We start from the raw sequence: 26,675 nt of genomic DNA, 5'->3' as shown, positions 1-26,675 counted from the left end.
CTTCAAGTCCTGCGGATTTTGGGCGATCGTTGTGGTAATATCTTTTGGCTTGTACAGATACTCCTGTCGCTGTCCGTTTATAGGCGATTTATGAAAATTTTAGATTCTCAAGGCCGGCTGTTCGGCAAACTCAGCATTCTAGACGTATGTGCCGCAATGATTGTGCTGCTTGTTGCAGTCGGCATCTTCTTTTTTCCCGGCACATCGGGCGGTTCCGTCGCCCAAGTCGGCGGCGCTAGTGTTAAATCTGTAGAGATTGATGCAATTGCGATCGGACTCAAAGGCACGAACTTCCCAGAGTTGTTTAAAGCTGGCGATAAAATCAACGTAGTTATCCGCAACCAGCCCGCCGGTCAGATTACTATCAAATCCGTCAAAACTATCACCCGAACCCTCGCAGTTCCCCAGCCCAACGGTACTCTCAAAGCTCTCCCCGATCCCCGAGAAGAAGAATCCTTCAGCAGAAATATGATGTTTACCCTAGAAGGAAAAGGTCAAATTACTGACAACGGCCCGGTTTTAGGAAATACCAAAGTAAAAATTGGTACTACCCTAGAACTTGAAGGCAAAAAATACATTTTCAATGCCAGCGTCATCGACGTGCGAGTCAAAGAATAGTCATTAGTCATTAGTCATTAGTCATTAGTTATTAGTCATTAGTCATTAGTTATTAGTCATTGCTAATCGGGAAGGGGGAAGAGGGAATTCATATTCCTTCTTCCCTATTCCTTCTTCCCTATTCCTTCTTCCCTCTTCCTTCTTCCCTCTTCCTTCTTCCTTCTTCCGACGGACTTACATCCGTTACATCCGTTACATCCGCTACATAATCCGTTGCCGAACTTCCTTCTTCCTTATTCCTTATTCCTTCTTCACCCTTGTGAAAGCACCCTTAAATATTGTCGAATCAAGCCAGCAGTCACAGCCGGAATTTCCAACTGCGGAGTCAAACCCACATTTTCCAGAGATTGAAAAACTTTGATTGCTTCCGGGTTGAGATTGGCCAATCGCTGGCCGATATCCGGGCCGGTAAACTGCGATTTTTCTCCCCAAATAATCGCTGTCGGCGTTGTTAGCTGAGTGATGTACAGCGACAAATCAAAGCACAAATCTCCCCGCACAAAAGACAGGGCGGCATATTCTGCGTTTGGTTCTAAGGCGGATTCGAGGTAAGCATCGACAATTTCTTGGTAGACGCGGCGCGAATCGGCAAATTGGCGCTGTTCTAAGAAGCTGCGAATCCCGCCGTCTGTGGCGATGCCCGTACTGTAGAGCAAACGGTCTAAAATTGGCGTGTTGACTAGCTTAGCGAAGAAACTGCTGCCGTAATCCTGTCCGAAGTCCGACAAACCGCTTGGTGTTGTCAAAATAAGCGATTTGAACAGATCCGGGCGGGCGATCGCAGCTCGAATCGCGATCGCCCCTGTCAGCGAAGAAGCGATCGCATCCGTCGGACTGTCGCAAGTTTTTTCCAGAAATTCAATCAAAGTTGTGATATAATCTTCAACTTGATAATTTCTCGGCGGATGTTCCGATCGCCCCCAACCGATTAAATCCGGTGCTAAAATTCGATATTCCGCTGCAAAAGCCGGATAAACTTTCGACCATTCGTAGGCACTAGACCCGCCCCCAAAACCGTGGAAAAATACCAAATTCGGTTTGTTTTCCGATGCCGGGGCAGACAATTCGAGCCAAGGCATTTTTTCAGCAGTGTAGTATACCATTCTGCCGAGAGAAGTAACTATCGATCGCTGACCGAAGCCGAGGGGCATAAGCATAAGTAAACCTCAATCGCTATTAGATTTTAGATTTTCCTCCGCAGCCCTGTTTCAATTTAAAAAAGTTGCAAAGCTAGCGGAGTTTTTGTAAAGATTAAGTATTGATTTCAATCTATTTTAGTACAAATCAAGCCTGAAACTACGGACAGCAACTAAGTTGTGCGATTTTGGGGACTTTGGCCCTGTAGTTATCTTCACCCTTGCTTGCCTACCGTCGATCGGAGATAATAGCAAAATGATGGGTAAGACCCCTCAAAAGCACCGAGTCGGTTCGCCAAGCTCGAAAGCAGGAGTATTCGATTTCGCTTTTAAACCGACCGCTGGTTTGCCGCCGTGAGCCAATCAAGAATAATTAATTACCATATTTTGCGGAGCAGTCGATTTTGAGGTTGAAAGTCCTTGTTAGAGGCGATCGGTTTTCGATTCCGGCGTTGCAGGTTTGGCAATTTCCCGCCTCGCCACTATCAATTCCCAAACACCAGAAACAACCAATTTCAGGGAGATTTACTAAAAATGCAACTGCTCAGGAAACGGGATCGCGAGGGTTTTATGGTTGACGCACAGAGTCTTCGATCGGACGGGTTGGCAGAATTTGATACAGCCTGTCGAAGCATGGATTTAAACGGCAAAAAGTCTTTAGTCGCCATTCCCGAACGATCGGGCGTTGGGCTAGACGTGCGATCGCGCGCCACAGTACCGGCGATCGTCCGCCTAGCTTTAGAAGATTTGAAATGCTTTGAAGTAGTAGAACACCAGTTTGCACATTGGGGGGTGACTTTTAGCAATACTGTAGCCATCCAACCTTCAAACCCAGCATTTTTCACCAGTTTTGGGAGAACAGTGCTAATGGGAGCGCCAAAAAGCGGATTGATAGAAGTAACTTTCAAGCATCCTGTTCGCAGCGTGTCAGGACTTGTCACCAGTTCGCGGCGAACTGTTTTATCGGCTTGCGACATTGACGGACACCCAATTGTTCAGGATGAAATGCCTGCACCGAATCTGGTAGGCTCTAATTCTCCGATCGCCCCTAGCACACCCCTGCGTGTCAAAGCTCCGAATATTCATCGAATTACTTTTTATGCTTTTGACGGTCAGCTAATAGTCGATGACTTTATTTTTGGATTTTGAACTGGTGCCATAGGTATCATCCCAAGTCTGCAAACCTTCGAGAAGGGCATTGCGGACTAAAGCTTCCGGTTCTTGACTCAGCATCAGGCGAAAGCACTCGGCAGCGCGGGTTAGGGCTATCCTGTTCCTTGGCTTGGCGGGCTGATTTTTGACAAAACTCCGATGGCCAAACCCACCGTTATTTACCAAATCGGTCATTTGCCGCACTGCAATCAAACGCTTCACGGGGTCAGCATCGGTCAAATCTGCCAGGATGCGATCGACCGTGGCTTCATCTTTTGAGGCTCCCATACTCAGCGCTTGTCGCAGCAGCAGCCCTGCAATGGCGATCGTGCCAAAGTTTTGCAAAATCAGGCTCGCAGCCATCCAGTGGCTGCTTGAGTCCGTCCAAATCGCCAAACTCATGTAAGCGCCCAAGGTAGCAATGCCGCCGGTGCCCGCTGCTAAAATAAACCGACGGTTCGGGCTATCCCAAAATTGCTCGACTTGCGATCGCAGCAATTGCCACTCCCGCGACTCTCCTCGGTAAACCAGCATCATGGCTGCGATTCCGAGCCCTGTCGAAAACAGTAACTGACTGTTCCACAACGCCCAAATTGCTGCCAGGGTGATAACTGTCAGCCAACCTTTCGATCGAGTCAAACGATCTAGCAACCACTTGACAAAGCCGATAGAACCCACAGGCGATCGGGCCCGATCGGTCTTGGCCTCAGCGCGGAGGTATCTTGTTTGGGCAGTCTCTGGGAATCCTCTAGAGCGATCGTCCAGACTGAGTTCTCTCAAACCTCGCGCATCAGTGATATCCTCAGACAGGTCGAGGGGGGGGAGCTTACTGAGTTGCCAAGTGCGATCGGATACTTGCACTGGCGATATATTCAGCTTGGTTGTAGTTTTTTTAACTTGATTCATAGTGAGTTTTTTGATAAATAACTTACATTTATCCCGGCGTTTTTAGCACGGATTTAAATGCTCGGAAAACAAGACTATGACACTAGACTTGAGTTGCACTCTGCATTGCAGATTATATTGAATTATCTGCGTCGGTCGGTGTCTATCCGGTTGAAATCTGGCGTTAACCGATCGAATATTGATGCAATCTTGGTCTCCTTTATGATATCATCGGAAATTAAAACCCGTCGTGGTGAACACCTCAACTGCGCTGAATTCCCAGCCATCATTACAAAAAATCCAGCAATTGCAGATTGTTAAAAAAAGTACGAATACAGGTTGACAGCGAATATTTCTGACTCACTTTTGAGACAGTGCGGGCGATCGCACCGCGCCGCGGGCCGACAAGCAGTCCCCCAAAAAATACGCGACGCAAATTTAGCCTTTGGGGCCTGGGCCCGGGAAATCGTCTCTGTACCCGGATGTCCGATCGGGCTGTGTTCGCAGGTTGAGCGTTTGGATCGACAGCCGCAGGTGAAACCCCAGAATTGCAACAGTCTTGTGGGAAAATCAATAGCAGGATCGTTCCTAAACTGCTAAGATTTTTGAATAAGAATCCGAAAAAATCAAGTCTGGTAAATTAGCCGTAATTCTAGTATGGGGCAGGAAGCGTCGCGCCCGATCGCCAACCAACCCCGATATCTCGATATTACGGTCGATCGACCCGAAATGATAGCATCCAAGCCGCTTCCGGTGGTTCCAACCCGTAAACCTGCAGCGCCAAAACCGACTGCAGCAGCTTGTACCGGCAAGGGCGGAAGCAGGAGAAATATAGACTGCAAGACCAGACTCAGGCCCAAGTTCTGCTTCAAATTGTGTCTGCAAGGGTTAGGCTAGTGAAGAAAAGAAAATAATAGTTGCGATCGAGACTTCATCAGTCTACGTTGTAATTTCTTATCCTGTCGTCAAGCTCAACAGTTTTAGATTCTCTGGCAAACGAAATGCTTGACACCGATCGTGCAAAACTCGACAGTCAAAGAACAGAGGTTTGACGGCAAAGCCCTTACCAATATGTAAACATTTTACCGATGGCTCGCCGGAGTAATCTTGCAGGAAAACCCATGTCTAGTATGCAAAACCAATTCACGGTTCACTTCTGGGGCGTTAGAGGTAGCATAGCCTCTCCCGGAGCCGAAACAGTACGTTACGGGGGCAACACACCCTGTATAGAAATGCGAGTGGGTGAGAGCCGCCTAATTTTTGATGGCGGTACTGGATTGCGGGTTTTGGGACAAACTCTCCTGTCGCAGATGCCCGTAGAAGCTCATATGTTTTTTACTCACTCCCACTGGGATCACATTCAAGGATTCCCATTTTTTGTCCCCGCTTTTGTTAAGGGTAATTGTTTTCACATCTATGGGGCAGTGGCTCCTAATAAGGCTACGATCCAGCAGCGGCTCAACGACCAGATGCTTCACCCCAATTTTCCCGTGCCTCTGCAAATTATGGGGGCCGACCTGAAATTTAACGATATAGAAGTGGGCAAACCGCTGGAAATCGGAGACATCAAGGTGGAAACTGCTTTGTTGAACCATCCGGGGGAAGCTATGGGCTACCGGGTGAACTGGCGGGGCTATGCGGCGGCTTACGTGACTGATACCGAACATTTTCCCGATCGTTTGGACGAAAATGTGCTGTATTTGGCTCGGGATGCTGAGGTGCTGATCTACGATGCTACTTATACTGATGAGGAGTATTATGCGGAAAAGTCGAGCAGGGTTGGCTGGGGACATTCGACTTGGCAGGAAGCGGTGAAGGTGGCAAAGGCTGCTAATGTCAAGAAGCTGGTGATTTTTCACCACGACCCGCTACACAATGACGAGTTTTTAGACAAGGTGGGAGAGCAGGTGGCTCAAAGGTTCCCGAACAGTTTGATGGCCCGGGAAGGTTTGTCGTTACAGTTGCTGCCTCCGGGTGAGATATCTGAAGAAGTCGGTGCAAGCGCCTAAAGTGCTTGTCTGAGGGATTTGAGATTGGCCTGCAAGTTCTGAAATCTTGAGGTCGGAAATTTCAAAGTTATGGCTGACCTTACTTACCTAAAGACGAGCTAAGAGACTCTCGCAGCGCGAGAGTCAATTCTTTAATCTTTAATCTTTCATCTCAAATCGACGCTTCGATCGCACGCGGGCTAATTATGTCAAAATGTAAAGCGTGTTGCTAACTTCTTCCTGTACCGCTGCTCTGACTCCAACTGCCGTTGCCTTGGGAAACTTTGATGGTTTGCACCTAGGGCACCGACAAGTCGTGCAGCCAATTTTAAATCGATCGTCTAAATCAAATTCTGCGACGGTTTCGGTGTCGGCGCAATCCTCGCGCTCAAACCCTGGCCAAGATGCAAATTTGGAAAGCAAACCTCCGGCAAGCTGGGACAACGACTCAGCAGCACCGCCCGATACAGCCGACAGCGGCCTTAATTTCAATGGTTCGATCGCCCTCGGTCAGGCTGTGGGTAACAGCTTCTGCGGGATCGATTCTGATGGGGTCGATCGACTTTGCAGCACTGTGCTGACATTCGATCCGCACCCGCAAGAATTTTTTACAGGTCAACCCAAAAAACTGCTGACACCTCTGGCCCAAAAGGTAGAATTGCTCGCAGCAATGGGCGTGGAACAACTGGTACTGCTGCCGTTCGATCGAGAACTGGCGGCCTTGACTGCTGACGAGTTTGTCGAAAAAATTCTGGTGCGACAACTGCAAGCGAGTCGAATTAGCGTGGGAGTTGATTTTCGGTTCGGGCACCGACGCGCGGGGACGGCTGTGGATTTGCAGTCGATCGCCTCGGGTTACGGTATTGATGTGACTCTTGTAACGCTGCACAATTGCGATGAAGGCGATCGGATCAGCAGTTCTGCCATCCGCGAAGGTCTGGCATCCGGCGACCTCAAAAAAGCCAATAAGTTGCTGGGGCGACCTTACACTTTAGTCGGGACTGTGGTTGGGGGACAGCGACTCGGCAGGACGATCGGATTTCCTACTGCTAATATCGAACTGCCGCCAGAAAAATTTTTACCCTGTTTGGGCGTGTACGCAGTGCGAGTCTCGGTGAAAAATGGAGGAGAAAATATCCAATATCCAAATTCTTCCTATAAGTGGGAAAATTCGCAATCTTTAATCGCCCAAAAACCGTCAAATTTATCATTCATCAATGGAGTGATGAATATTGGCCGCCGCCCGACGGTAGACGGTTTACAACTAACTGTAGAAGTTCACTTGTTAGATTGGTCGGGGGATTTGTACGGTAAAACCTTGAGCGCAAGTTTGGTAGAGTTTTTGCGACCCGAACAAAAATTCGCTTCTCTGGATGCTCTAAAAACTCAAATTCAAGCCGATTGCGATGTTGCTAGAAAGGTTTTAGCTGCTAATGGTTAATATATAGCCTTTCTGTGCTCTGGTATGAGGTACTATCCGGGATAGACCAAACCGGGCATAGGCCAAGCCGGGCATAGGGCATACCTCACTTTTGTGAGAACCGCTATATCTATTGCAAAAATATTTGTTAATCCAAATTTCGGACGCGCTAGAAGCCCATCCAAATTATGAATTCATTTTGTACAGTTTTACTTCGGCGATTGAAATTGCGTCTACACAAACGAAGTCCTAGCTGAGAGGAACTAGGAATCAAAGAACCAGCAATTAAAAATCAACAATTAGCAAAGTAAATCAACGTAATTAACGTAAAAGGGGGAACGCTTAAAAAGCTAGCTGTGTATTTCTTCTTCCTTGTTCCTTCAGTCTAATAACTAATGACTAATAACTAATGACTGCTGCCAACTAAGAGGGCCCGCACGCACCATCCACCGCCCCTACCAACTGACTAATGACTAATGACTAATGACTGCTGACTACTGACTAATAACTAATGACTTCTACTTAAAAATCAGGGATATGAGAGAACACATTGAGCGGCTCAAACAAAATCTAGGCAAGACGATTGTGGGAAAAGCGGATGCTATTCGCTTGGTGCTTGTAGCCGTGCTTTCGGGCGGGCACGCGCTGCTGGAAGATGTGCCTGGTGTAGGAAAAACGCTGCTGGCTAAGTCTTTGGCGCGATCGATCGATGGGAAGTTTCAACGGATTCAGTGCACTCCCGATTTGTTACCGACTGATATCACCGGTACTAATATTTGGAATCCCCGCAGCGGAGAGTTTGAATTTTTGCCCGGGCCAGTTTTTGCTAATGTTTTGCTTGCTGATGAAATCAACCGGGCGACGCCGCGAACTCAGTCTGCTTTGCTGGAAGTGATGGAAGAAAAGCAGGTGACAGTAGACGGAATTTCTCGGAGTGTTCCGGCACCGTTTTTTGTGATTGCTACTCAAAACCCGATCGAATATCAAGGCACTTTTCCGCTACCGGAAGCGCAGATGGATCGGTTTACTTTGTCTTTGACTTTGGGCTATCCCGCTGCGTTGGAAGAGTTGCAAATGTTGGAACGGCTGTCTGATACTTTTGCAGTTGAGGATTTGCAGCCTTGTATATCTTTGTCACAGGTGCAGGAATTGCGCCGCTTGTGTGCTGCGGTGAAGGTAGAAGGGTCTTTGAAGCAGTATATTGTTGATTTGGTGCGATCGACCCGCGAGGATGAAGAGATTACTCTGGGAGTCAGTCCCCGGGGTGCGGTAGCTTTACACCGGGCGTCCCAGGCTTTGGCGTTTATTTCCGGGCGGGATTATATTACCCCGGATGATGTGAAGGATTTGGCACCGCACGTACTTTCTCATCGGTTGATTCCGGCGGGGGGAAGGAGGGCTAAGACGATTGTTGATAAGTTGTTGAAATCTGTTCCTATTCCTTAAAAAGTTACAAATTCTCGTTCGGAGTTGGCGGTTGAAAGCGCCACTACAAAAACAATGTCCGCCTCTGCGGACGAGAAGAAGAGTAGAGTACACCGCCATTGATCTCAATTCCGGTTGTACTCATACATGATGTTAACAGTCAACAGTTAACAGTTAACAGTTAACACTCAACAGTAAATTTACTATTCCGATGAAGAGAGGATTTGATATGAATCCCTTGCACAAAAATCGGCAATTTCATAGCGACACACCTTATATCGTGTCCCGTCGATTGACAACGATCAGATTGGTTCGCCGACTTTAGTCCTCTGTCTGAATATTGGTCAATCAGGACTTTAGTTTTTACTACCAACTATTTTAAGGACTAAAGTCCGAACGATCAAACTTTTTTATAATGATTGTTCAATAGATCCTTGAAACAGCGCTACTAATTTCTTGGCTTCTAAATCGACATTGTGTTGTTTCGCTACCCGTTCTGCTCCTGTTTTCCCCATTTCTTCTAGCTTTTCTAAAGGTGCTTCCAATGCTGCGCGCATCGCCACAGCTAATGCTTCTACGGAACCGGGAGGAACTAACCAACCGCAAACACCGGGTTCTACGAGTTCGGGGATGCCGGCAACATAGGTGCTAATTACGGGCCGATTGAGAGCGAGGGCTTCCATAATTACGACGGGTAAACCTTCGGCAAAACTGGGCAATACCATGGCGCGGGAAGCTAAAATTTCTTGCTGAACTCGATCGCCACTGGCCCAGCCGGTAATTTCTATATGGTTTTGCAGGCCTAGTTGTGCAATCTGTTGTTCAATTTCAGCTCGCAGCGGCCCGTCTCCGACAAATACCAATTTAAACTCCAAGCCTTGAACTGCTAGCTTGCTGGCGGCTTCTAGCAATAACAAATGACCTTTTTGTTCGCTGAGCCTGCCGACACAAACTAGGCGGGTTGCTGCGGGTATGGGGACGTGCGGGTGAACTAAAAATGCTGCATCGACTCCGCAGTGTATGACGTGGATTTTTGACCAATAAGTGCGATCGCACCACCGAAAAAGCTGACTTTTGCCGAAGGAACTGACTGCTGCTACAAAGGTCGATCGTTTAATTTTTTCGTCTAAGGAAAGAAGTGTCGCTTTATCAAATTCTTCGGGGCCGTGAACGGTGAAACTGTAAGTCGGGCCGCCGAGCACGCGGCACAGCATGGCAACTGTTGTGGAATTTGTACCGAAGTGAGCGTGAACGTGTTCTATACCGGATTCTGCAAACCAATTTAAAAGAATGCAAGCTTCTGCTAAATAAGCTAGATGCAGCAAAATCCCCCGTTCCGAGTGCCAGCCAACTTGGAACATTAACCGCAAAGCTTGGAGGAATCGAATTGGTCTAGTTGCGGCAGTGCGGAGCAAACCCCACGCTAGGCCCTGTACGCCCACTCCTAAGATTACTTTGGTCAATTCTTGCTCTTCTTTGTCGCCCTTGTCAACGAGTTCAGACTCGCAGGATCTGATCGAAAAACGTGCGACTTTCATGCCGCAAGTTTCCACTGCGAGTATTTCTCTGCGGACGAAGCTGTGGCTGACTTTGGGGTATTGGTTGACTAGATAAGCGATGTTCATGAAGGGGGCCAAAATATCGTAGTAAAACTTAGATAAGTTTAGCCTTATGGGGGAAGTTAGGGGGCGATCGCACGTCTGAAAAAGTACGGGAAGCAATTAGCTCTGTCAACTAAAGTCCCCTTGCGGGGAAGTCCGAGCAACTGTCAAAACAAATTTGACTATTACGCAGCATTACGGAAGCTAGTTTCCGTCCCCGTGAGGGGAGTTTGCAATTTTTTGACGTTGCACTTGATAAACTCTTGCTTCTAGACATTATCACCATATCTCGATATCTTTCAAAAGTCAAGGCGGTGGAAGTGAGCCTCTGAATTTTTGCTTGTTTAGTTAACGATTTAGTCGCCGTTTAACTATTTCCAGATTTTCAAAAGATTTGTCAACGTCTCGGGTTTTATACCTGCTGTAATAAAGCCAAGAATTAGTTCTTATATCAGTTAAGTATCGGGATATTTGACTGGCATTTTTCAAATCGTTATAAGCTTTATCTAAATCTCTGTACTGTCGATTTTTAGCAATGTCAAAAACATAAGCAAGCAGGCGATCGTGAGGAGATGGGTAGTTTTGGTATTGTCGATCGAGCTCGTCTCCCTGAACCTTTGCATACCATTCTACCCAGTGTAGGGCTGAATAAAAACACATTGTTACTGCCCAATCAGGAGAAGTATCTCTGATACTAGCTGCCGCCTGTTCGTTATATTCTGCTTGTTCGCGATGGGACTGTGCGCTCGGCATAAAAATCAACAGATACTTTCTAGCTTGTTCAGTAATTTAATATTCTTAATTTCTTGCTCCCACAAATCAAATACTGCTGGATTTCACTCGATCGTAGTAGCTTGTAGAACTTGAAAAAATTATTTTCGAGCGAGAAACTACTTTAGCCCCTTGCTGAATTTTGGAAAATTTTTCGACCGTTTTTCTGGGAAAGTACCACCTTTCATTAGTCTTATCCCGCAAATCCCATTCGCAATCAATTACTAAATCTTGGATTTTGTCCCACGTTTCATCATCTAACTCTGTTTCGGGGTGCAGTTCTAATTCAAACTCAATCCAGTGAATATCTACCGCTCTAGGAGTTAGTGCTCTAACTCCAGCTACACCATCCACCTTGGCTAATTTCTCTACTAATTCGTGGACTTCAACAGGAACGGTGGGCGATCGAAATGACTTCTTTGATTGGAGAGTCAGGGATGTCGATTCATAAACTTTCCAAGAGCTTTTGGTTTTCGAGTTTGAGGTGTGAAGTTCTGGTATGAAGTTGCTGCGTGCTGTCATTGTCTATTCCTGCAAAAATTCATTGAGACGGTCTCTGAGAAATTCAGCTTTTTGCCTGGTGAATGCAAAACTGCCTACCAAATTTTTTGTCTGTGTTGACTCTGTATCTTCAGCAATAAAAGGACTATCTGATAACATTCCTGCGATTAATATCCCGTCGCTCTCGTCAATAGCTATTACTACACCAGTTACCAGATAAACTTTATTTTTTTCTGCATCATTCATTTGTGTCATCCTCAGGTATGGTCTTACAAAAACTATCACAAATTCTTGGGTTTTCTTTAAAACTAGGAACTGGATATATTGATATGGCGAGTTCCTAGTTTCTAGGCAAACGCTAGCTTGCACAATGGGCTGCTAAAAACAGCTAATTACTTAAGCTGCGCCGTTTTCTGTTAGGCTACAAATCGGTATTCGGACATCTGTGACGAGACAGAGTAGCCTGGAACAGCCTTTACCAGAAAACTGTATAGTAAGCTACACAATACCCCTGCTTGACTTTGCTTTGAGCGGACTCGGAACGGTTCAATGCTGAGTAATAGTCAAATTTGTTAGAGGGAGATTTTTATTTGGCTAACATATTGTGGCTTCTTTTTATGCTTACAGTCAATATTATAGCGACGGGGCAGAGTTAACGCAAGGAGGTTTGGTAGTATCAACAGTCTGGTTTCTAGCCCGCACACTTGACTTTCTTGGGACTCCCATCTTCCTTAATATCTAAAATTTCAACTTTCACCACTTGTTCTTCAGAAAAAGATTGTGCTTTTTTCGGTTCTTTTTCAGTTAGCCTGATAGTTCCCAGAATTTCATAAGTTACTTTGTTCCCTTTGACAGCAGTAACTTTGGCTTCGACAATTTGACCCACTGCAAACTCATGACTGCCCATCGCCTTAGCAATTTCAACTTGTCTCGCTGACTCTAAAACTGGGACTGAAACTTCTCCAATCGGCCCCGCTTCTTTGTAGTAACGCATCAAACGAGATGCCCAACCTAAAATTTGCAGCAAAGTGCTAGCATCCCCTTGAAATCCTTTGAGACAATCGCTACAAGCTTTGTCGATGCTGCGGTAATAACCTGTGGTTTTGCCGCTGTGTCCGATTTGTCTGCCATTACCGACAAGGATTTTAAGATACTTGAAAAACCTGGAAGTGGCATCAGCTTTATTTTGATTAACTGCATTGCGGAGATAGGCGATCGCCTTTTTAAATTCATTGACATCAGTATTATCTTTGGCCAGATTTTGCGCGATCTCATGGGCGATTTTCCATTGTTCTTCAGTCAACGATTCAGTCATTAATTCAGGTGTAGACATCTTTAATACATTCCTGTTGGCGGTTCGCGATCGGTCGGATATTTCAACACTTCAGCTAGTTGTTGCAGTTGAGTTGCTTGCACTAAACTAGAATGAGCAGCTTGAATATTTATTTGCATAAATTGTTGCAATTCTGTGCCATTCATGCTGTCAGATTCTGAAGGTTTGTAGGAGGAATAGCGATCGCGCAAATCTCCCTGATTCTGCAACACCCTTGCTGCTGTTACTTCCACAGTCATCGTTCCCATGCCGATCGGCTTACCGCCGCCTACCTTGAGGGCGATCGCATATTTTGGATCTTGCCCCAACACAATCAACAGCGTTCCTAACTCTGCTGCTGTTAAGTTTTTGAATTGTATCTGTGTTTTGAAAGTATACTCTTTAGCCGCTTGCTGAACGGTAATTCCTCGATCTTGACCTTTGTCGATCGCCCGAATTGCGTGATAGTAAAACTTGCGGCCTGCTACTTTCCCGCGTCCGTCAAAATATGCCGAACTCTGGTCAGGTCGAGGACGATATAAAGATGGCATAAATCCTGTTGCAAAACCACTTTTTTCACACTTGGCATCGCTAAACTCAATTAATCCTTGCCAGTCCAAAGCACCAAATACTTGACTTGCCGGACAAAGTTCGTCTTTCTTTTTGCACGGCAAACGTTCCGGCGGTATTTTGTCCTTATATCTTGAAGTAACTACTGCCAAAGTGCTGTTAGTAATTGCTTCGTAAACAGCACGAATGCAGCCTTTTAAAGAACTGCCTTGAATCGATAGTTTTTGGTCGGTTGCTTGCACCATTGTTTTAATCAGGGGCAGGCGACTGCCGATATCGCTACCCATGACCACAACTCCGGTAGAAACGTGCAAAGAAGTCTGAACTTTTAGGATGAGAAACAGAGTTCCGTGGATGCGATCGCTCTTATATTTGTCGTGTCCGGCTGGACGCTGCAAAACCGGACGCTCTGTAGGAAACGAGACAAAAGCATAAGGTTTTGGTGGCAATTCAGGCGAGGCTGAACTCAAACTGGGACGGTTAGGTGGTTGAGGTGGTCTAGGGCGATTTCCAGTCATTTTTCTGTTCCAACTGTGAGGGAAACAAAATGTACGGTTGCAGTTGCGCCATCTTGAAAACATCGCTGACCCAGTGGAAATTTTGTCGGGTCGATATCTTTGTCATTTTCATCTTTAAAAGTGAAACCTTTGGGAAATCTGGTTTCACCTGCGCTGTAGAAGTAGGCAGAGCGATCGTCCGCTTTCCACTTCCCCGGAATTTCTTCAAATCCTAACTCATTTTTAGGTTCAACACTAAGCAGTAAAACTTCGTAACCCGTTCCCTGTTTTTTCCAGCGCAGTTCAAATTTAGAGTTAAACATTTGCCCTTCAGGAATGGGAAAATCCTTCGCATCCGGTGGCGTTCTCCTAATACCGCTGACTTTGTGCGACCAACAGAGAAAGTAATAGCTGGGTTCAACCTTTAACTCTCGATGGCTTAGCAATGCTTGCAAATCCTCTTTTGAAGCAACCAGTTTGTAACTGACAAATCCATCTCTCATGCTGCTGTTCCTCGCTGCAATAACTGACTCCAAGAAGTCACTGCTCTAGCAAACAAATCTTTTACCTGTATATCTCCCGACCAAGTTAGCTGCACTCCAAAATCTAAATCCATAGTTTGAGCGCCAACAGGAGTTTCTTTTCTATCTTCTGAAGGGAAGCCATAAGCTTGTGCTTCGGTTAATTCGAGAAATTCTCCCGCACCCAACAATGAGGTATGATCCCATTGTTTTTGACTGCCAATAGCGCGAATTTGGTGGCCATTTAAAACACAGCCCGGATATTGCACTTTAGCTGAATTAAATTTCACTTGTACCGTTCCCAAACCGCGAGATTTAGCAAAACCCAAACCAAACCAGCCATCGTTTAAGTCTCGCAAAACTAAGCCAATTAAGCCTAATTGTGCTAAAGAAAAGTTTTTGAGATGTATTTTAGTGCGAAATTCTCCGGCGGTGCAGACTTGGTAGTTGAAGGGGCCAACGGCTACGGAACCGAAAACGCGATCGATCGCTACTCCATTTCGTTCTTCAAATTTTGGCTTTGGTTTATCTTTGTCAGGATAAGCATCTTCTATTCTGACGCGACTGGCTATAGAAGTATTGCCAAACATTTGGTCAGTAAAGCAGGAGAGTTTGTAAATCTCTGATGCTGATTTATCTTTCAAATAGTCATACTTGTCATTTAAAGGATCGTTAGCCCAAGGTAAATTTGGTTTTTGCGAGTTATAACGTTCGCTTCCTACAGTTCTAACGATCCTTTCAGCATGAGCGCGGATGGCACCTTTTAAACTGCTTCCAGGTAGATAAATTGACTTTCCTCCTGCGTGGTAAGTCTCGACAAATTCCATATCGGGTTTAGTCGGATCGGCTCCTTCTTTGCCGGATTTGATGAGAATTGGGCCGTCGGGAATGAGAGTTAAGTTAATGGTACAGTGGTTGACAAATCGTTTGTGCATAGTTGAGTAGGTTGAGAGATGGTTGGGAATTAAGCCACTACTAACTGATTTAGCTGAACTTCACACTGTTGGAAAACATAGTTGACGGCAGCAAAGAGTCGCTCGATTTCCTGAATTGTATAGGATTTTCTATTGCATATAAATTTATCTCCTTCAAGTTTTGCAAATTCCCAAAGTCTACCGTGGGAAACAATTCCAAAAATAGTGTTATTTGTTCGATCGCCAGTCTGCTGTGCAACAATCATTTCAACAAGACATTGAACCCACCCTTCATGAAATCTATCTTGCTTAGCATCGACTAATACCAAATAAGGTTTATCAAAAACGACTTTTCCCAAATGAGAGCGTTTAGCCAAAATATATTCAGGAAATTTTTCAGAGTTTTCGCAATCCGTGAGATATTTATGACTCCACAAAACAAATTTAGTACGATAATGTTTCCAAACTTCTTTAACAACTGGATAAATCAAGTTCTCACAAATTGTAAATTCTGAATGATCGGGTAATCCATCCTGCATGACAATTTCCAAATCTTTTAGAAAGCAGCTAGGAATATCAAACTCAGTTTCGCCTATGAAATTGACTTCTGTGTAATAAATCTGAAACTTTTTAAGAACTTCGCCTAGTTCTTGATAATTGCTGAAAGCCATATTTACCTCGGAGATTTTGCTTGAGATTTGTCGAAAACTTTATCGTTTATATGCTCAATAAGCTTTTGCACCCAATTGTCTTTAAATTCTCTTGCATCTTCATAGGCACTATTGTCTTCCATAACCAATTTTTTCAAATATTCCATTAGCAAGTCAGGTCTATCTTCAGGATAGTCAAACCAGCGCATTTCATCAATTTCTAGCTTAACCACACCTAAGCCGCGCGATCGCCCCCCACCCAAGGGAATTTGTTCTGTCTCAAATTGATGCAAGCCGATCGCCAACAAGCCCAATTCCCAATCATGAGCATTTTCAACTACTGCTTTAAAATCAAAGGGAGTTGCGGCGGGGACAACTTGGTAGTCGTAAAGTTTGCCATCTGCGGCGGTTTCTGTGTCTCTGTCAATGGCTACTCCATCTCGTTCTTGATATTGTCCGAACCACGCATCGGATTGTACGGTTAAGTCGCGGACTTGGAATTTGCTGGCGATCCAAGGAGAACCAAAGAGATGAGAAACTAAATCTGTATGCTTGAGAATTTCATCAGTTAGAGCTTGGTCATCTGGGAAATTTTGTTTAATTTGCTTCATTTCCTGAGCGGTAATTGACCATTCATTCTCAATGGCTGGATTGGCGACTAATTTGCGATCGCTCCCCACAATTCCTCGCAGGAAGCTTTCGAGGCGCGATCGCAGCGCACCTTTAAAACTCGAACCGGGAATCAAAGGTCTACCCAAAGCATCTTTGATTACAGGTAAATCGGAGCCTATCGGTTCGGTAGATCGACCTTTACTAATGCGTAACGCGGTTACAGTTGTCAATCTTCCTGTGATTTCTAGACGGTTTTTGAATGTGTCAAACATAAAGTTATCCTCATTAATTAATTCACAAAATCCATACGCATGAAAGGAGAATAAGAGCGCCGTTCAGCAGGATTGACTGTAACTTTACTTGCATATCTGGGGCCTTCCTGGTCTTCGCGGATGGCTCTCCACACCAGCATACGCCAACCTTCCACAGATACTAAATAGCGATCGGTCGTTCCACCAGGCTTTAGCCAGCGCAATCCATTACCAGCATTAATATGTTCCGCTAGCTGAAAAGCATCTTTGGAAGCAGCAACTCGCGACAGAAAGCGAAATGGATCGCAGTCATCTAGTTCCGCCAAATTATCAAAACAATCTCTGATAGCCTTTTGAGAAAGAAAGGGAACTAAAACTGAAGGCTTACGCATTTCCTCAAGAAACAAGAAACCTACACCCGAAATAGTTACTCCTTCCTGGGAAAACTCAATTAGCGGTTCAAACGCTGCTCTTTCAGAATAAGGGACACTATTTTCCCATTCTGCTTGAGTAATTGCTGTCTCGCGCTCAATTTTTTCAAGTAAATCTTTATAAGCTTCAAATTGCGATCGCTTAAATTCTACAGGAAGTGGAGGTAATTCTAAAACTGTAGTTGACTGTTCAAAAATATAATCACACTTAACTCCTTTCAGCATCCCTAGCAAAACCGTGTAAGGAACCAGTGCTTTATATCCTCCAGTTGGGTTCAGAATAATATTACTTGCTCCATAGCTATTAACTTCTCTAATAATATGCCGTACAAATTCAACGATGCCAGTTGTTCGGAAAAGTTCAGCATCTAAGACTTGCAACCCTTTAACTTTTTCTACTTTAACCTCTATTCCGTTCCAATGATGCTTCAGGTATTTCTCAACCGCAAGCGCGCAACAATATCCGTCGTCTGTACTTGAAGTAAGCAAGATTACTGTATCCTCTTTGGTAATGCCAATCCGAACAAGAGAATGTATTTCGGCAGATAAGTCATTCTTCAAACTTGCTCCTTCTGGAAGGATATCGCGGAAGGTATAAAATATTTTTTCAGCAGCATATTCCTGACTTGCTTGCTGTTGAACCCAATTAGTTAGCTCCCATGCTTTAACTCCTGAAAGTGTTCTGGCAGCGCTGATACCCACAGAACATATAACTCTTTTAACCATTTTAAAATCTCCTATTCATTTACGGAATACAGTTGTAGATAGTTAGAGGCTTTGCTCGCCTTTCAAATACTTGAGGTAACGAGAAGCATAACCTACTCTTTACTATCTTTTTTATTCCCCAATAGCGCCGTGTGTTCGCGACTGAGATAGCCCAGATAGAGTCGAGCTAAATTAAGGTGTACAGACTGTCTTACATTCTGTTCGCTTGCTTGCAAATGTTTTTTAAGAGCCTCCAAGTTTTTTCGTCTTGTAGACCCATCCTCATTATCTTGTATATACTTTTTAATTAAATTCATGCTCTCTATTTTAGCGGAGTCTTGTTTCAGTAATTCAAGTTTTTTTTTCAACTCTGGTTCAATATCTTTTGACAATATTGAATCTATTTTATCGTCCGATAGGGAGCGTATTTCCTCTACCAGCAATAAATCGATTTCTTCATCCAAACTCTTGTTAATAGAATCGATAATCTTTTGGAAGTTATTGGCTAACTCGTTAATTTGCAGAACAACTGCGTCGGCAAAAATTTGTTTTTTACCATTGTCAGTGCGTTCTAGCTTCCAGATTTTACTGCTTTGTTGGCGACCTACTTGATAGCGAATATAGTTTTTGATTACCTCCAGAGAAGATGTTGTTTCAGTTGCTACAACAAGCACATTTTTAAATGGCGATCGCTCTTTGACTTGCTCGATCTTAAATTCTAAAGCAATTCTTTGCATTTTAATTATAATATCATCCAACTCTCTTCTAATTTCTGTCTCAAGCCGCAAAGTTAATTGCTCTTCTAAACCGATACTGTACGATGTTTTCATGTTTACACTGCCTCCTCTCTCATTACAAGGTGAAATTCGTTGCAAATTTGAATTTGACCGAAGCCTTCGCAAGTACGATCGCCCGCACCTTTCAATTCTAAATCCTTTAACTTGTCAAACCACACATCTTGTCGATCGGTGCTGAACAAATACACACCCCCTCTATTAGTGATTAATTCCATATCCTTCAGCAGTCCCCAAGCAGAATTCCAGCCCGAGAGATACTCGTAGCTGCTGTAGGCTACTTCTAGTTTGAGAAATTTGTCTCGCTCTTCTTGATTCATTTTACAGTATTCATCCTCTATACCGACAAATTGACACAACATTTTTGGTGAAATTACCGTAGTTCGCTGCCAATTTTCAGTCAGAATAGCGGGAGACTGCAAATCAAGCGTAAAATAAGTACGATCTATAGATACCTCTGGCTTAGGACTGCCAAAGATTTCCCAGAGATTCCAACGCTCTTTGAGATGCTGATTAAATGTCTTAATTCGAGTTTCTACATCTGATGTAGCATCTTCAATCTTGGCTGCGATCGCAACTTTCCCCAATCCCCGCGAAGTAGCACCACCCAGACGAAATACCTGAGAATTGCGATTGATGTAATTCGTTAGAGAGACTGCCAATCCGTCATTTTCAACCAGAATTGAACTGCGGTAAACAACAGAATTCCAATTTTTTACCTTTGTCTCCGGGTCTTTGAGAAATGATTCGTTGAGAACTTCAATGCTATAAAGGATTTCCTCCTCAGATGTAGCGCGACGGCGATTAATTCCCACTCGCGTCAGAAAACGAGTGCTAACAGAATGGTTGCGATATTTTTGGTTGGCTTGACTGTAAAAACCGCTGTATGGTTCAACTCTTCCCTTATCTTTCGGACAACTAGGATCGTAGGGAAAGTTATATACGTCAGCACAGAAACGGTCAATTAATGTATCAAATACTCCATTTCCATCTGATTTAAATCCAGGGCTATTTTTAGAACTAACGGCTGTAGTTGGCAGCACCATAACTTCCTCAGTCACAACTCCACTCTTTTTAGCTACTGCTGGATAAGCATTCTGAAAAATCGCTGGGTTTTCTCCTAAAAATAACTCTTTAAAGTCGCGACCATCTTCAGCTAAATTTTCGTTTGATTGACCGGATTGCTGTAAAATTTGAGCAGCGATAGTACCTCGAATGACAGAACCGGGAATGTGGTCTTTTGCTTCGCTGATAGAACCAGGTTTTTTATCTGCGATCGCTAACGGTGACAAAGCTGTAATTTCCAATTTAATCCGCTTCATAACTTTGCCTCCGGTAGTAATTCTTGCCAAGCTGAATCTTCCTGCGACAGTTTTTCTAATTCCTTCCAAGTTAACCAACCCAACCCCGCAGATTTACTACCTCCTAGCGCGTGAATGTGACGCAATCCTGCTACAATTATCGCTTTAGCGTAGGTTGGACAACCTGGCAGTAAATGAATCTCTCCCTTAAATTCTAATTGAGCATTAGCTGGGGAAGTTTCTAGGAAGAAAAGTTTTTGGTCTTCAGCGGTGCGACGGCTGCGGTTAATAGTGACACCCGGACGCAATACTTCTGGTAAATCTTCTCGTTCTAAGTTGCATATTAAGTCATCAACAACAATTCTAGATGGCAATATAGGATTGCCAAAAATTTTAGAAATGAAGCAGTGATAGCCTCTGTAACCATCCACTTGATACAAAGAACGAAACTGTTCTAAAACTTGGTATTCTCTAGGACAGAGTGCTTCTGCAGCAGGAGATTCAAAAATTTGCCATCCCAGTCCCCTCGCTAACTTTTCGCATTCGTGGCGCAATCTTCCTTTTAGTTGAGAAGCTGGAATCAACAATTGTCCTTTGGCATTGCGAACGATTGGTTTATCTGCAAGGGAACCGTCAGAACCACCCGCACCCACACATAAGGCAGTGTCAATTACTGCTGTTAGCGGAATAGTTATTACCCGATTGTCAATTAAGGTATTCAAGTCAATCATGGCTGTATTCTTTGTTGTTTGACACTGGGGTGGTTGATTGGTTTTCTTGTTTTTCAATAAATGGGTATAAATCCACTAACTCTCTCCAGATAGTTTCATAGTGGTTTGTTTGCAGTAACTTCAAAACTTCGTATTGCAACTTAAATCTTTCTTGTGGGAATGTTTCAAAGAAGATTAGTAAATTCAAATTTCTGTAGAGAGCAATTTTGTTCGTCATCCAAGGTGCTAAGTTGCCATCATTAGTTAAAGGTTGACACCACGCATTCTCAAATTGGTTTCGCAGTTCATCTTGTCCTTGTTGCAGTCGCACTCGGAAATAACGGTAGTTGAGCATGACTGTATGTTTTCCCCTTTCTAGTAGACTGCGGATTTGATAGAGTTGCGATCGCGGAAAATCTGCTTTCTTCAAAACTTTAGCCGTTTCCAACAGTCCTCCTAGTTCGTACAAGGTATAAGGTGCAGCATAAAGCTTTAATTTTTGTTTTCCTGGTCCTGCATTGGTTAATCCCTGACTGCGAAACTCGCCAATATTTGATGAAATCATTGTTACAGATTTCATCACTAAAAAGTCTACCGTTCCGCCATAGTAATTCTCTTTTTTCAGCTCTTTTGCTCGCTTTTTTGCTGATTTGAGTAACTGATTGGTCAGCTTTTCTGCGTAATAGATAGGGGTGTCTTCAGCCGTAATTAGCACTCCGGCAGACATACTTAATTTACATTGTCTATCGCCCGTTGGCGGTTGTGTTTCCTGGTACTCTCCCAAGTAGCGATGGATAATTTGAGGAAAATATTTTTGGTTATTTTCTTGATAGCGATCGCCCCGCTCCACAAGAAGCATTTCAAACTCTTCTCCGATCGTTTGGGCGATCGCCAATGCTCGATCTGCTGGCACAATCAACATCACATCATCGCCACCAATAGTCAAAATCTCAAAGGGATGAATCCAAACTTCTTGTTTGCTCTGTCTGCCCGAATCAGAATCAGGCTTGTACTTGTGAGGTTTGAGATGTTTATTCAGAGCAACATACACAGACTTTTCAGTTGCCTCAAAAATATCTCGGCTGAAACGCTGGTAGTCTTCCGGCTTTTTAATTTCTTTCTGAATGTAACCCCCCATGTTGTTACCATCAGCGTAGATATAAGCAACAAAACCTTTGACTAGGCTAGCATCACCAATTTCTCTAACCGATCGCGCTTCTTCGACATCTGATGAACGGATCTCGCCGTAATAGTTGCTATATGTTTGATGGGTTTGGCGCAGCAAAAATCCCTGAAACTTATTCACCCAACTTTCAACTGCTCCCGGCTCCAAGTTTTCTGGAGTTGCAAAATCCCACTCCAGCCCTGAATCTACCCACCAAGTCGGCAATTCACCCGATGACGGTAATTCTTTTTTAGCAATTTGCCCGATTAATCGCTTGCGAGCTAAAGCTTCCGAAAACCAAGGATCGCCCGGAAGCCCTTTATTTTGATTGTTAGGATCGCTTTGAGCTTGGAAAACAGCCGATCGCCGATCGCTCTCATCTCTCCTCAAATAAGGATGCGTTTCAAACATCGGCGGATAGCGGCGGCTGGGGCGATCGGCAAAATCATTTCCATTCCGTCGCTGATTGAATAAAGCTGCTAGCTTTCCCGCCAATTCATTAAAGGTCTTGCGATTCTTAAAAGCTTGTTTCGGGGATGTATCGGGTTGTTCAAAGTAAGCTTTGATTAATGGGTTCTCTAGATTTTCTCTATAGTTTTCTATCCAAAATGTCTTGTTATTGATTTCGGCAGGCAATAGACCAAACTGAATTTCCAGCGCTTTAAATTTAGCTCCAACTGCACAAGAATTAGCAGTTAACGTCTCGTGCGTGTAGCGTTTTTCAATAGCGTCAGCCAAATCTTCTGTAAAAGCTGCCGGACAAAATGCTAAAATATTCCCACCTGTGGAGTAGATGATTAACTCTGAAATCAGGGCTTTTGAAAGTTTAGGAAAATTTTCTGGTTTATCTAACCATTTCGATCTAACTTGCTGGCAGTAATTTTTAGCTTTTTGACACTGAAGATAATTTTGGTCGTTTTCACAGCCAAAGAAAGCAGGCAGATCGACTAAGTTAATCCGATCTAATAAGGCTGATGCCCCCCGGATATCTGGGAGTTTGGCGGCTTCAAACACATATTGCTTGATTTTAGTTGCACCGCCGTAAACTAAGCCAATTGTTCCGGTATAATTCCACAAATTTGGGTATTTATTTTGCAAATCGGTAATTGTTTCTGGAAATTCTCCTTTGGGGATATCGCGGGGAATAGCGAGAAGTTCCCGAACCCGATCGACAATTTCCCTCACATCCGCCGGCACTTCCTCCCCAAAAGTCAACGCCCGCCGCATTTCTTGCAACACGCTGGGATCGAATTGAGGTTCGCGCCCTTCGCCCCAAGCCAGACACCAAGCAATACCGATCGCAATACTTTCCATATGCAAACCACTCCAAATCCGGTGTGACAGCCCCAGATTGCCTCAATAATTGGCAATTATTCGACGTACAATTCTATATATTTTTCTATTGTCACCTAAATTTCAGACAAAATCAACCGCCGAAAAAAAAATCGCCTCAACTCCCGCAACCCCTCACACAATCATTTTTCAGACACAACTTGCTATACATCTACCAAGATGGCAGCAAATAAGGTAAAGTAAACGGCACAAGAGTTGAGAACTCTCAAACTGCCGCAACTCGGCAAACCGCCCCTACCCAGGCAAAAATAGCCAGTAGAGGCGACTTTAACCGCTAACTGCTAACCCCTAACAACTGACAAAAATGCAAACCTACTACTACGTTTTAGCCAGCCAACGCTTTTTGCTAGAAGAAGAAGCCCTTGATGAAGTGTTTAAAGAAAGAACTCGCAACTACAACGAACAAGAAAAACAAATAGACTTTTGGTTGGTCAAACAGCCAGCTTTTATAGAAGCGCCGACAATGGCCCAAGTCAAAGCAAAATGCCCTCAACCCGCGGCAGCCATTATTTCTACCGATCCTGTCTTTATCACCTGGTTGAAACTCCGATTAGAATACGTGCTGACAGGTGAGTTTCAAGCACCGTCAGCAACTATTCCCGACCCACTCGCATCGCTACAGACAGCATGACTCAACTAGCAAAAAAATCTACAGCGAAGCTAGGAAAATTAACGGGGAAATTGTACAATTTTTTTGTCTTTTTTCCCCTATTTTCTGCTACGACGATCGCAATTTTGACATTGACAATTTTAGCGAGTTCTGTTAAAGCTGAATCGAGCTGCAAACCGCCGCAGTCCGACGAATATTTACTGTTAATTGTCACCAGAACACCCGAACAGCAAGAAAGAGCAAAACGCTCTTTTCCCGGAAATACTGACAATACAGTTTGTCGGTACATCAACGATACGGTGACGCGAGTTGGTGGTTTTCGCGACTCGCAAATCGCTAGCGATTGGGTTAAATATATCGAAGATGTTGTCGGATTGCAAGCTTACGTAGTACGATCGCCCGCAGCGGCACTTCCTCAAAATTTGCCCGCCTACAACCCTGAACCAGCAACCGATTCTGAACCAATCGCCAATCCTCAAACCGGCAATATCGGGTTCAATCCCCAAGCCCTAGGCCCCGGTTATGCAGTGTTAGTAGATTACTTCAATCAACCGGAATTAGCCGCCCAAGTCAAGCAAGCATTGGGCACGCAAGTAGGCTTGGCTTCCTACGGCCAGCGTCCTTTTTTATTCGTCGCTTATACAACGGATCAAAATGCCGCTATTGCTGCGGTAAAAGCATTGAGCGATCGAGGTTTTTGGCCGATGTTGGTAGACAGCCGCCGCGTTACGGTAATTAGTCCTGCTATTCGGTGAAAGTTGTGTTTGTAGCAAGGACTTTAGTCCTTATTTACCCGCAGAGAGAGGACTAAAGTCCTTACTACGAACCTATTTTTTCTACAATAGACCTCTTGCAAAAATCAAATTTACCCCCCTTAGTCCCCCCTTATTAAGGGGAGAAACAAGAATAATCTTGCTCCCTCCCCTTAATAAGGGGAGGGTTGGGGTGGGGTGCTTTGGATTTTTGCAAGAGTTCTAATTAGTTAGCAATTTATTCATAGCTGCTTAAGTAACAATTTATTGTTGTTGTTTTGGCTCTGGTTGGATGATTCCTAGCTGACTTTCTGCTCGCTTTTTTGCCTCGATTGCGGCTCCGTAATCCGGCTTGTAGCGAATTGCTTTGTCATAGGAGGCGATCGCATCTCCGTATCTTTTTACCGCTACCAGCGCATTGCCGCGGCTGTACCAAGCTTCCGAGTAGTCCGGCTTGACATAGACGGCTTCGTTGTAAGAGACGATCGCATCTTCGTAACGCTGCAAATTGTACTGAGCATTACCTCTATTGTACCACGCTTGAGATTCTTTCGGATTCAAATCTAAGGCTTTGCTGTAACACTCAATTGCTTGTTCGTACCGACGCAATTCATGGTACGACCAGCCTAAATTATACCATGCTCGATCGGAATCAGGTTTTAATTTAACCGCCTTTTCATAAGCTTCTACCGCTTCTTCATGCCTCCGCATTTTTAGCAAAGCGATGCCTTTACTGTACCAGGCTTGATAAAAATTTGGCTGAAACCGCACGGCTTTCTCGTAGGCTTCCAAAGCTTCTTGATTTTTGTTCAATTCTAGGAAAACATTGCCTAAATTGTACCAAGCCTCAGAATTGTCAAATTTGATTTCAACTGCTTGTTGATAGGATTCTACGGCGCGATCGTACTGTTTTAATTTTTGGTAAGCTTGCCCCATATTGTACCGCGCACGGTACGAATTCGGCTGAAATTGTACGGCTTTTTCGTAGGATGCGATCGCCTCTTCGTAGCGCTGCGAATCTAACAGAGTATCGCCTTTTCCTTCCCACGCTGCGGCATAGTCGGGCTGGATTTTTAAAGCGTTGTCAAAAGATGCGATCGCCTCTTGAGACTGTTGCAACTTATCCAAAGCATAACCGCGTCCCGTCCAAGCTTCCAAATATTCCGGCTTTAATTCTATTGCTCGATCGTAAGCTAACTGCGATTCCCGATATTTTTTCAATTCATATAAAGTTTTAGCTTTTTCCTGCCAAACTTCCGCGTAGTCTGGCCTGAGAGTTATTGCTCGATCGTAAGCTGCCAGAGCTTCTTCAAATCGGCTTAAATTGTAAAGCGTATTTCCTCGGTTGTATAAATCAGTTGCATTGGCAGAATTAAAAGTATGTACACCATAAATTGATGCGAGAATCATGATGCCAATCACACCGGCGATCGCCCCAATTTTTAAATATAGTTTTTGACCTGGTTTAGGCGACTTTTTCGCAGCAGCAACCGGAGGCAATACCGGCACCGTACCGCTGAAAGAATTTTTCAATTCTTTAATAGCTTCCAGCGTTTCGCCCGCACTAGAATAGCGCTGCCGAAAATCGTACCGCACCATCTTATCTAAAATCTTAGCAAATTCCGAACTGACCGATGCTTTATCCTGCCAAATAATTTCCTCTGTATTCGGATCTTTGGTCATTTGGTGCGGAGTTATGCCCGTGAGACATTGAATGGCGATCGCACCTGCAGCATAAATATCGCTGCTGAGTTTCGGGTTGCCGTGAGCTTGTTCGCTGGGCATATAACCGGGAGTTCCGATGCTCACACTCAAGCTATTCTTCGGCTGAGGATTGGTAATTTGAGTAGTAATTTCTTTAACTGCTCCAAAGTCAATTAACACTAACTTATTGTCTCGATTTCGGCGCAGAATATTGCGAGGATTTACATCGCGGTGAATCACATTTTGCTGGTGTACAAAATCTAAAATTTCCAGAAGTTCCTGCAAAATAGCAATAACTTCATCTTCTTTCATGCCGCTAGCAGCCC

At 44.3% G+C, this 26,675-nt stretch carries 26 protein-coding genes; 7 read left to right on the top strand and 19 right to left on the bottom strand.

What is annotated here, in order from left to right; all coding sequences use genetic code 11:
- Window positions 1-90: 90 nt before the first annotated feature.
- Window positions 91-618, top strand: a complete 528-nt coding sequence (locus AACV78_RS03000) for a DUF4330 domain-containing protein (protein WP_194011245.1) — start codon at window positions 91-93, stop codon at window positions 616-618.
- Between the two features lie 251 nt (window positions 619-869).
- Here the strand turns inward: AACV78_RS03000 and AACV78_RS02995 are convergent, their stop codons facing one another.
- A complete protein-coding gene (locus AACV78_RS02995) occupies window positions 870-1,775 on the bottom strand; it encodes an alpha/beta fold hydrolase (RefSeq protein WP_194011244.1) in 906 nt (301 codons plus the stop codon).
- 549 nt (window positions 1,776-2,324) lie between these two features.
- Here AACV78_RS02995 and AACV78_RS02990 point away from each other — a divergent pair.
- Window positions 2,325-2,903: a hypothetical protein gene (locus AACV78_RS02990; RefSeq protein ID WP_228042574.1), complete on the top strand. Its 579-nt coding sequence runs from the start codon at window positions 2,325-2,327 to the stop codon at window positions 2,901-2,903.
- Here the strand turns inward: AACV78_RS02990 and AACV78_RS02985 are convergent.
- Both AACV78_RS02985 and AACV78_RS02980 read right to left on the bottom strand, forming a co-directional pair.
- The gene (locus tag AACV78_RS02985; protein ID WP_194011242.1) at window positions 2,871-3,812 is read right to left on the bottom strand and encodes a hypothetical protein; all 942 of its coding nucleotides are present in this window, start codon (window positions 3,810-3,812) and stop codon (window positions 2,871-2,873) included. The two genes, AACV78_RS02990 and AACV78_RS02985, sit on opposite strands and share 33 nt — an antisense overlap.
- Before the next feature lie 605 nt (window positions 3,813-4,417).
- Window positions 4,418-4,633, bottom strand: a complete 216-nt coding sequence (locus AACV78_RS02980; protein ID WP_194011241.1) for a hypothetical protein — start codon at window positions 4,631-4,633, stop codon at window positions 4,418-4,420.
- 279 nt (window positions 4,634-4,912) lie between these two features.
- Here AACV78_RS02980 and AACV78_RS02975 point away from each other — a divergent pair, with 279 nt between their 5' ends.
- The 3 genes from AACV78_RS02975 (at window position 4,913) to AACV78_RS02965 (ending at window position 8,645) form a co-directional block, all read left to right on the top strand.
- Complete coding sequence (locus AACV78_RS02975; protein WP_194011240.1) at window positions 4,913-5,800, top strand: MBL fold metallo-hydrolase; 888 nt, start codon at window positions 4,913-4,915, stop codon at window positions 5,798-5,800.
- A 202-nt stretch (window positions 5,801-6,002) separates the two neighbouring features.
- On the top strand, window positions 6,003-7,220 hold the full coding sequence (locus tag AACV78_RS02970) for a bifunctional riboflavin kinase/FAD synthetase (RefSeq protein ID WP_194011239.1): 1,218 nt from the start codon (window positions 6,003-6,005) through the stop codon (window positions 7,218-7,220).
- A gap of 516 nt (window positions 7,221-7,736) precedes the next feature.
- Window positions 7,737-8,645 (top strand): AAA family ATPase, encoded by a 909-nt coding sequence (locus AACV78_RS02965; RefSeq protein ID WP_194011238.1) that lies wholly within the window; start codon window positions 7,737-7,739, stop codon window positions 8,643-8,645.
- 389 nt (window positions 8,646-9,034) lie between these two features.
- On the opposite strand, the gene AACV78_RS02960 is transcribed toward AACV78_RS02965, so the two are convergent.
- The 15 genes from AACV78_RS02960 to cas10 all read right to left on the bottom strand — a co-directional run bounded on the left by AACV78_RS02960 (window position 9,035) and on the right by cas10 (window position 23,244).
- The gene (locus AACV78_RS02960; RefSeq protein ID WP_194011247.1) at window positions 9,035-10,249 is read right to left on the bottom strand and encodes a glycosyltransferase; all 1,215 of its coding nucleotides are present in this window, start codon (window positions 10,247-10,249) and stop codon (window positions 9,035-9,037) included.
- A gap of 324 nt (window positions 10,250-10,573) precedes the next feature.
- Window positions 10,574-10,978 (bottom strand): hypothetical protein, encoded by a 405-nt coding sequence (locus AACV78_RS02955; protein WP_194011237.1) that lies wholly within the window; start codon window positions 10,976-10,978, stop codon window positions 10,574-10,576.
- 66 nt (window positions 10,979-11,044) lie between these two features.
- Window positions 11,045-11,518 (bottom strand): hypothetical protein, encoded by a 474-nt coding sequence (locus AACV78_RS02950; protein ID WP_194011236.1) that lies wholly within the window; start codon window positions 11,516-11,518, stop codon window positions 11,045-11,047.
- A gap of 3 nt (window positions 11,519-11,521) precedes the next feature.
- A complete protein-coding gene (locus tag AACV78_RS02945) occupies window positions 11,522-11,743 on the bottom strand; it encodes a hypothetical protein (RefSeq protein WP_194011235.1) in 222 nt (73 codons plus the stop codon).
- Window positions 11,744-12,188: 445 nt separating this feature from the next.
- The gene (locus AACV78_RS02940; protein ID WP_194011234.1) at window positions 12,189-12,830 is read right to left on the bottom strand and encodes a hypothetical protein; all 642 of its coding nucleotides are present in this window, start codon (window positions 12,828-12,830) and stop codon (window positions 12,189-12,191) included.
- Window positions 12,831-12,832: 2 nt separating this feature from the next.
- The gene (locus AACV78_RS02935; protein ID WP_194011233.1) at window positions 12,833-13,897 is read right to left on the bottom strand and encodes an RAMP superfamily CRISPR-associated protein; all 1,065 of its coding nucleotides are present in this window, start codon (window positions 13,895-13,897) and stop codon (window positions 12,833-12,835) included.
- Window positions 13,894-14,379, bottom strand: a complete 486-nt coding sequence (locus tag AACV78_RS02930) for a hypothetical protein (protein ID WP_194011232.1) — start codon at window positions 14,377-14,379, stop codon at window positions 13,894-13,896. Before AACV78_RS02930 ends, AACV78_RS02935 begins: the two co-directional genes overlap by 4 nt.
- Window positions 14,376-15,332, bottom strand: a complete 957-nt coding sequence (locus AACV78_RS02925) for an RAMP superfamily CRISPR-associated protein (RefSeq protein ID WP_194011231.1) — start codon at window positions 15,330-15,332, stop codon at window positions 14,376-14,378. The genes AACV78_RS02930 and AACV78_RS02925 overlap by 4 nt, the downstream gene beginning before the upstream one ends.
- Window positions 15,333-15,361: 29 nt before the next feature.
- On the bottom strand, window positions 15,362-15,982 hold the full coding sequence (locus AACV78_RS02920) for a hypothetical protein (protein WP_194011230.1): 621 nt from the start codon (window positions 15,980-15,982) through the stop codon (window positions 15,362-15,364).
- A 2-nt stretch (window positions 15,983-15,984) separates the two neighbouring features.
- On the bottom strand, window positions 15,985-16,845 hold the full coding sequence (gene csx7 / locus AACV78_RS02915; protein WP_194011229.1) for a type III CRISPR-associated RAMP protein Csx7: 861 nt from the start codon (window positions 16,843-16,845) through the stop codon (window positions 15,985-15,987).
- A 17-nt stretch (window positions 16,846-16,862) separates the two neighbouring features.
- Window positions 16,863-17,981: a putative CRISPR-associated protein gene (locus tag AACV78_RS02910; protein WP_194011228.1), complete on the bottom strand. Its 1,119-nt coding sequence runs from the start codon at window positions 17,979-17,981 to the stop codon at window positions 16,863-16,865.
- A 92-nt stretch (window positions 17,982-18,073) separates the two neighbouring features.
- Window positions 18,074-18,790 carry a hypothetical protein gene (locus AACV78_RS02905; RefSeq protein WP_194011227.1) on the bottom strand — a complete coding sequence of 239 codons (717 nt, stop codon included), beginning with the start codon at window positions 18,788-18,790 and terminating at the stop codon, window positions 18,074-18,076.
- A gap of 2 nt (window positions 18,791-18,792) precedes the next feature.
- Window positions 18,793-20,076: a type III-D CRISPR-associated RAMP protein Csx10 gene (csx10, locus tag AACV78_RS02900; RefSeq protein ID WP_194011246.1), complete on the bottom strand. Its 1,284-nt coding sequence runs from the start codon at window positions 20,074-20,076 to the stop codon at window positions 18,793-18,795.
- Complete coding sequence (locus AACV78_RS02895; RefSeq protein WP_194011226.1) at window positions 20,073-20,786, bottom strand: RAMP superfamily CRISPR-associated protein; 714 nt, start codon at window positions 20,784-20,786, stop codon at window positions 20,073-20,075. Before AACV78_RS02895 ends, csx10 begins: the two co-directional genes overlap by 4 nt.
- The gene (cas10, locus tag AACV78_RS02890) at window positions 20,779-23,244 is read right to left on the bottom strand and encodes a type III-B CRISPR-associated protein Cas10/Cmr2 (protein WP_194011225.1); all 2,466 of its coding nucleotides are present in this window, start codon (window positions 23,242-23,244) and stop codon (window positions 20,779-20,781) included. The genes AACV78_RS02895 and cas10 overlap by 8 nt, the downstream gene beginning before the upstream one ends.
- Window positions 23,245-23,587: 343 nt before the next feature.
- Here cas10 and AACV78_RS02885 point away from each other — a divergent pair, with 343 nt between their 5' ends.
- Both AACV78_RS02885 and AACV78_RS02880 read left to right on the top strand, forming a co-directional pair.
- Window positions 23,588-23,914 (top strand): MgPME-cyclase complex family protein, encoded by a 327-nt coding sequence (locus AACV78_RS02885; protein ID WP_194011224.1) that lies wholly within the window; start codon window positions 23,588-23,590, stop codon window positions 23,912-23,914.
- Window positions 23,911-24,648 (top strand): hypothetical protein, encoded by a 738-nt coding sequence (locus AACV78_RS02880; RefSeq protein WP_194011223.1) that lies wholly within the window; start codon window positions 23,911-23,913, stop codon window positions 24,646-24,648. Before AACV78_RS02885 ends, AACV78_RS02880 begins: the two co-directional genes overlap by 4 nt.
- 261 nt (window positions 24,649-24,909) lie before the next feature.
- Here AACV78_RS02880 and AACV78_RS02875 read toward each other — a convergent pair.
- Window positions 24,910-26,675 (bottom strand): tetratricopeptide repeat protein (locus tag AACV78_RS02875; protein ID WP_194074375.1); only part of this gene is annotated, 1,766 nt, incomplete at its 5' end.

The sequence above is a fragment of the Tychonema sp. LEGE 07196 genome (genome assembly GCF_963890365.1).
GTDB lineage: Bacteria > Cyanobacteriota > Cyanobacteriia > Cyanobacteriales > Microcoleaceae > Microcoleus.
The sequence above is the reverse complement of the archived record's forward strand: the minus strand, read 5'-3'. Positions and strand labels throughout refer to the sequence as shown.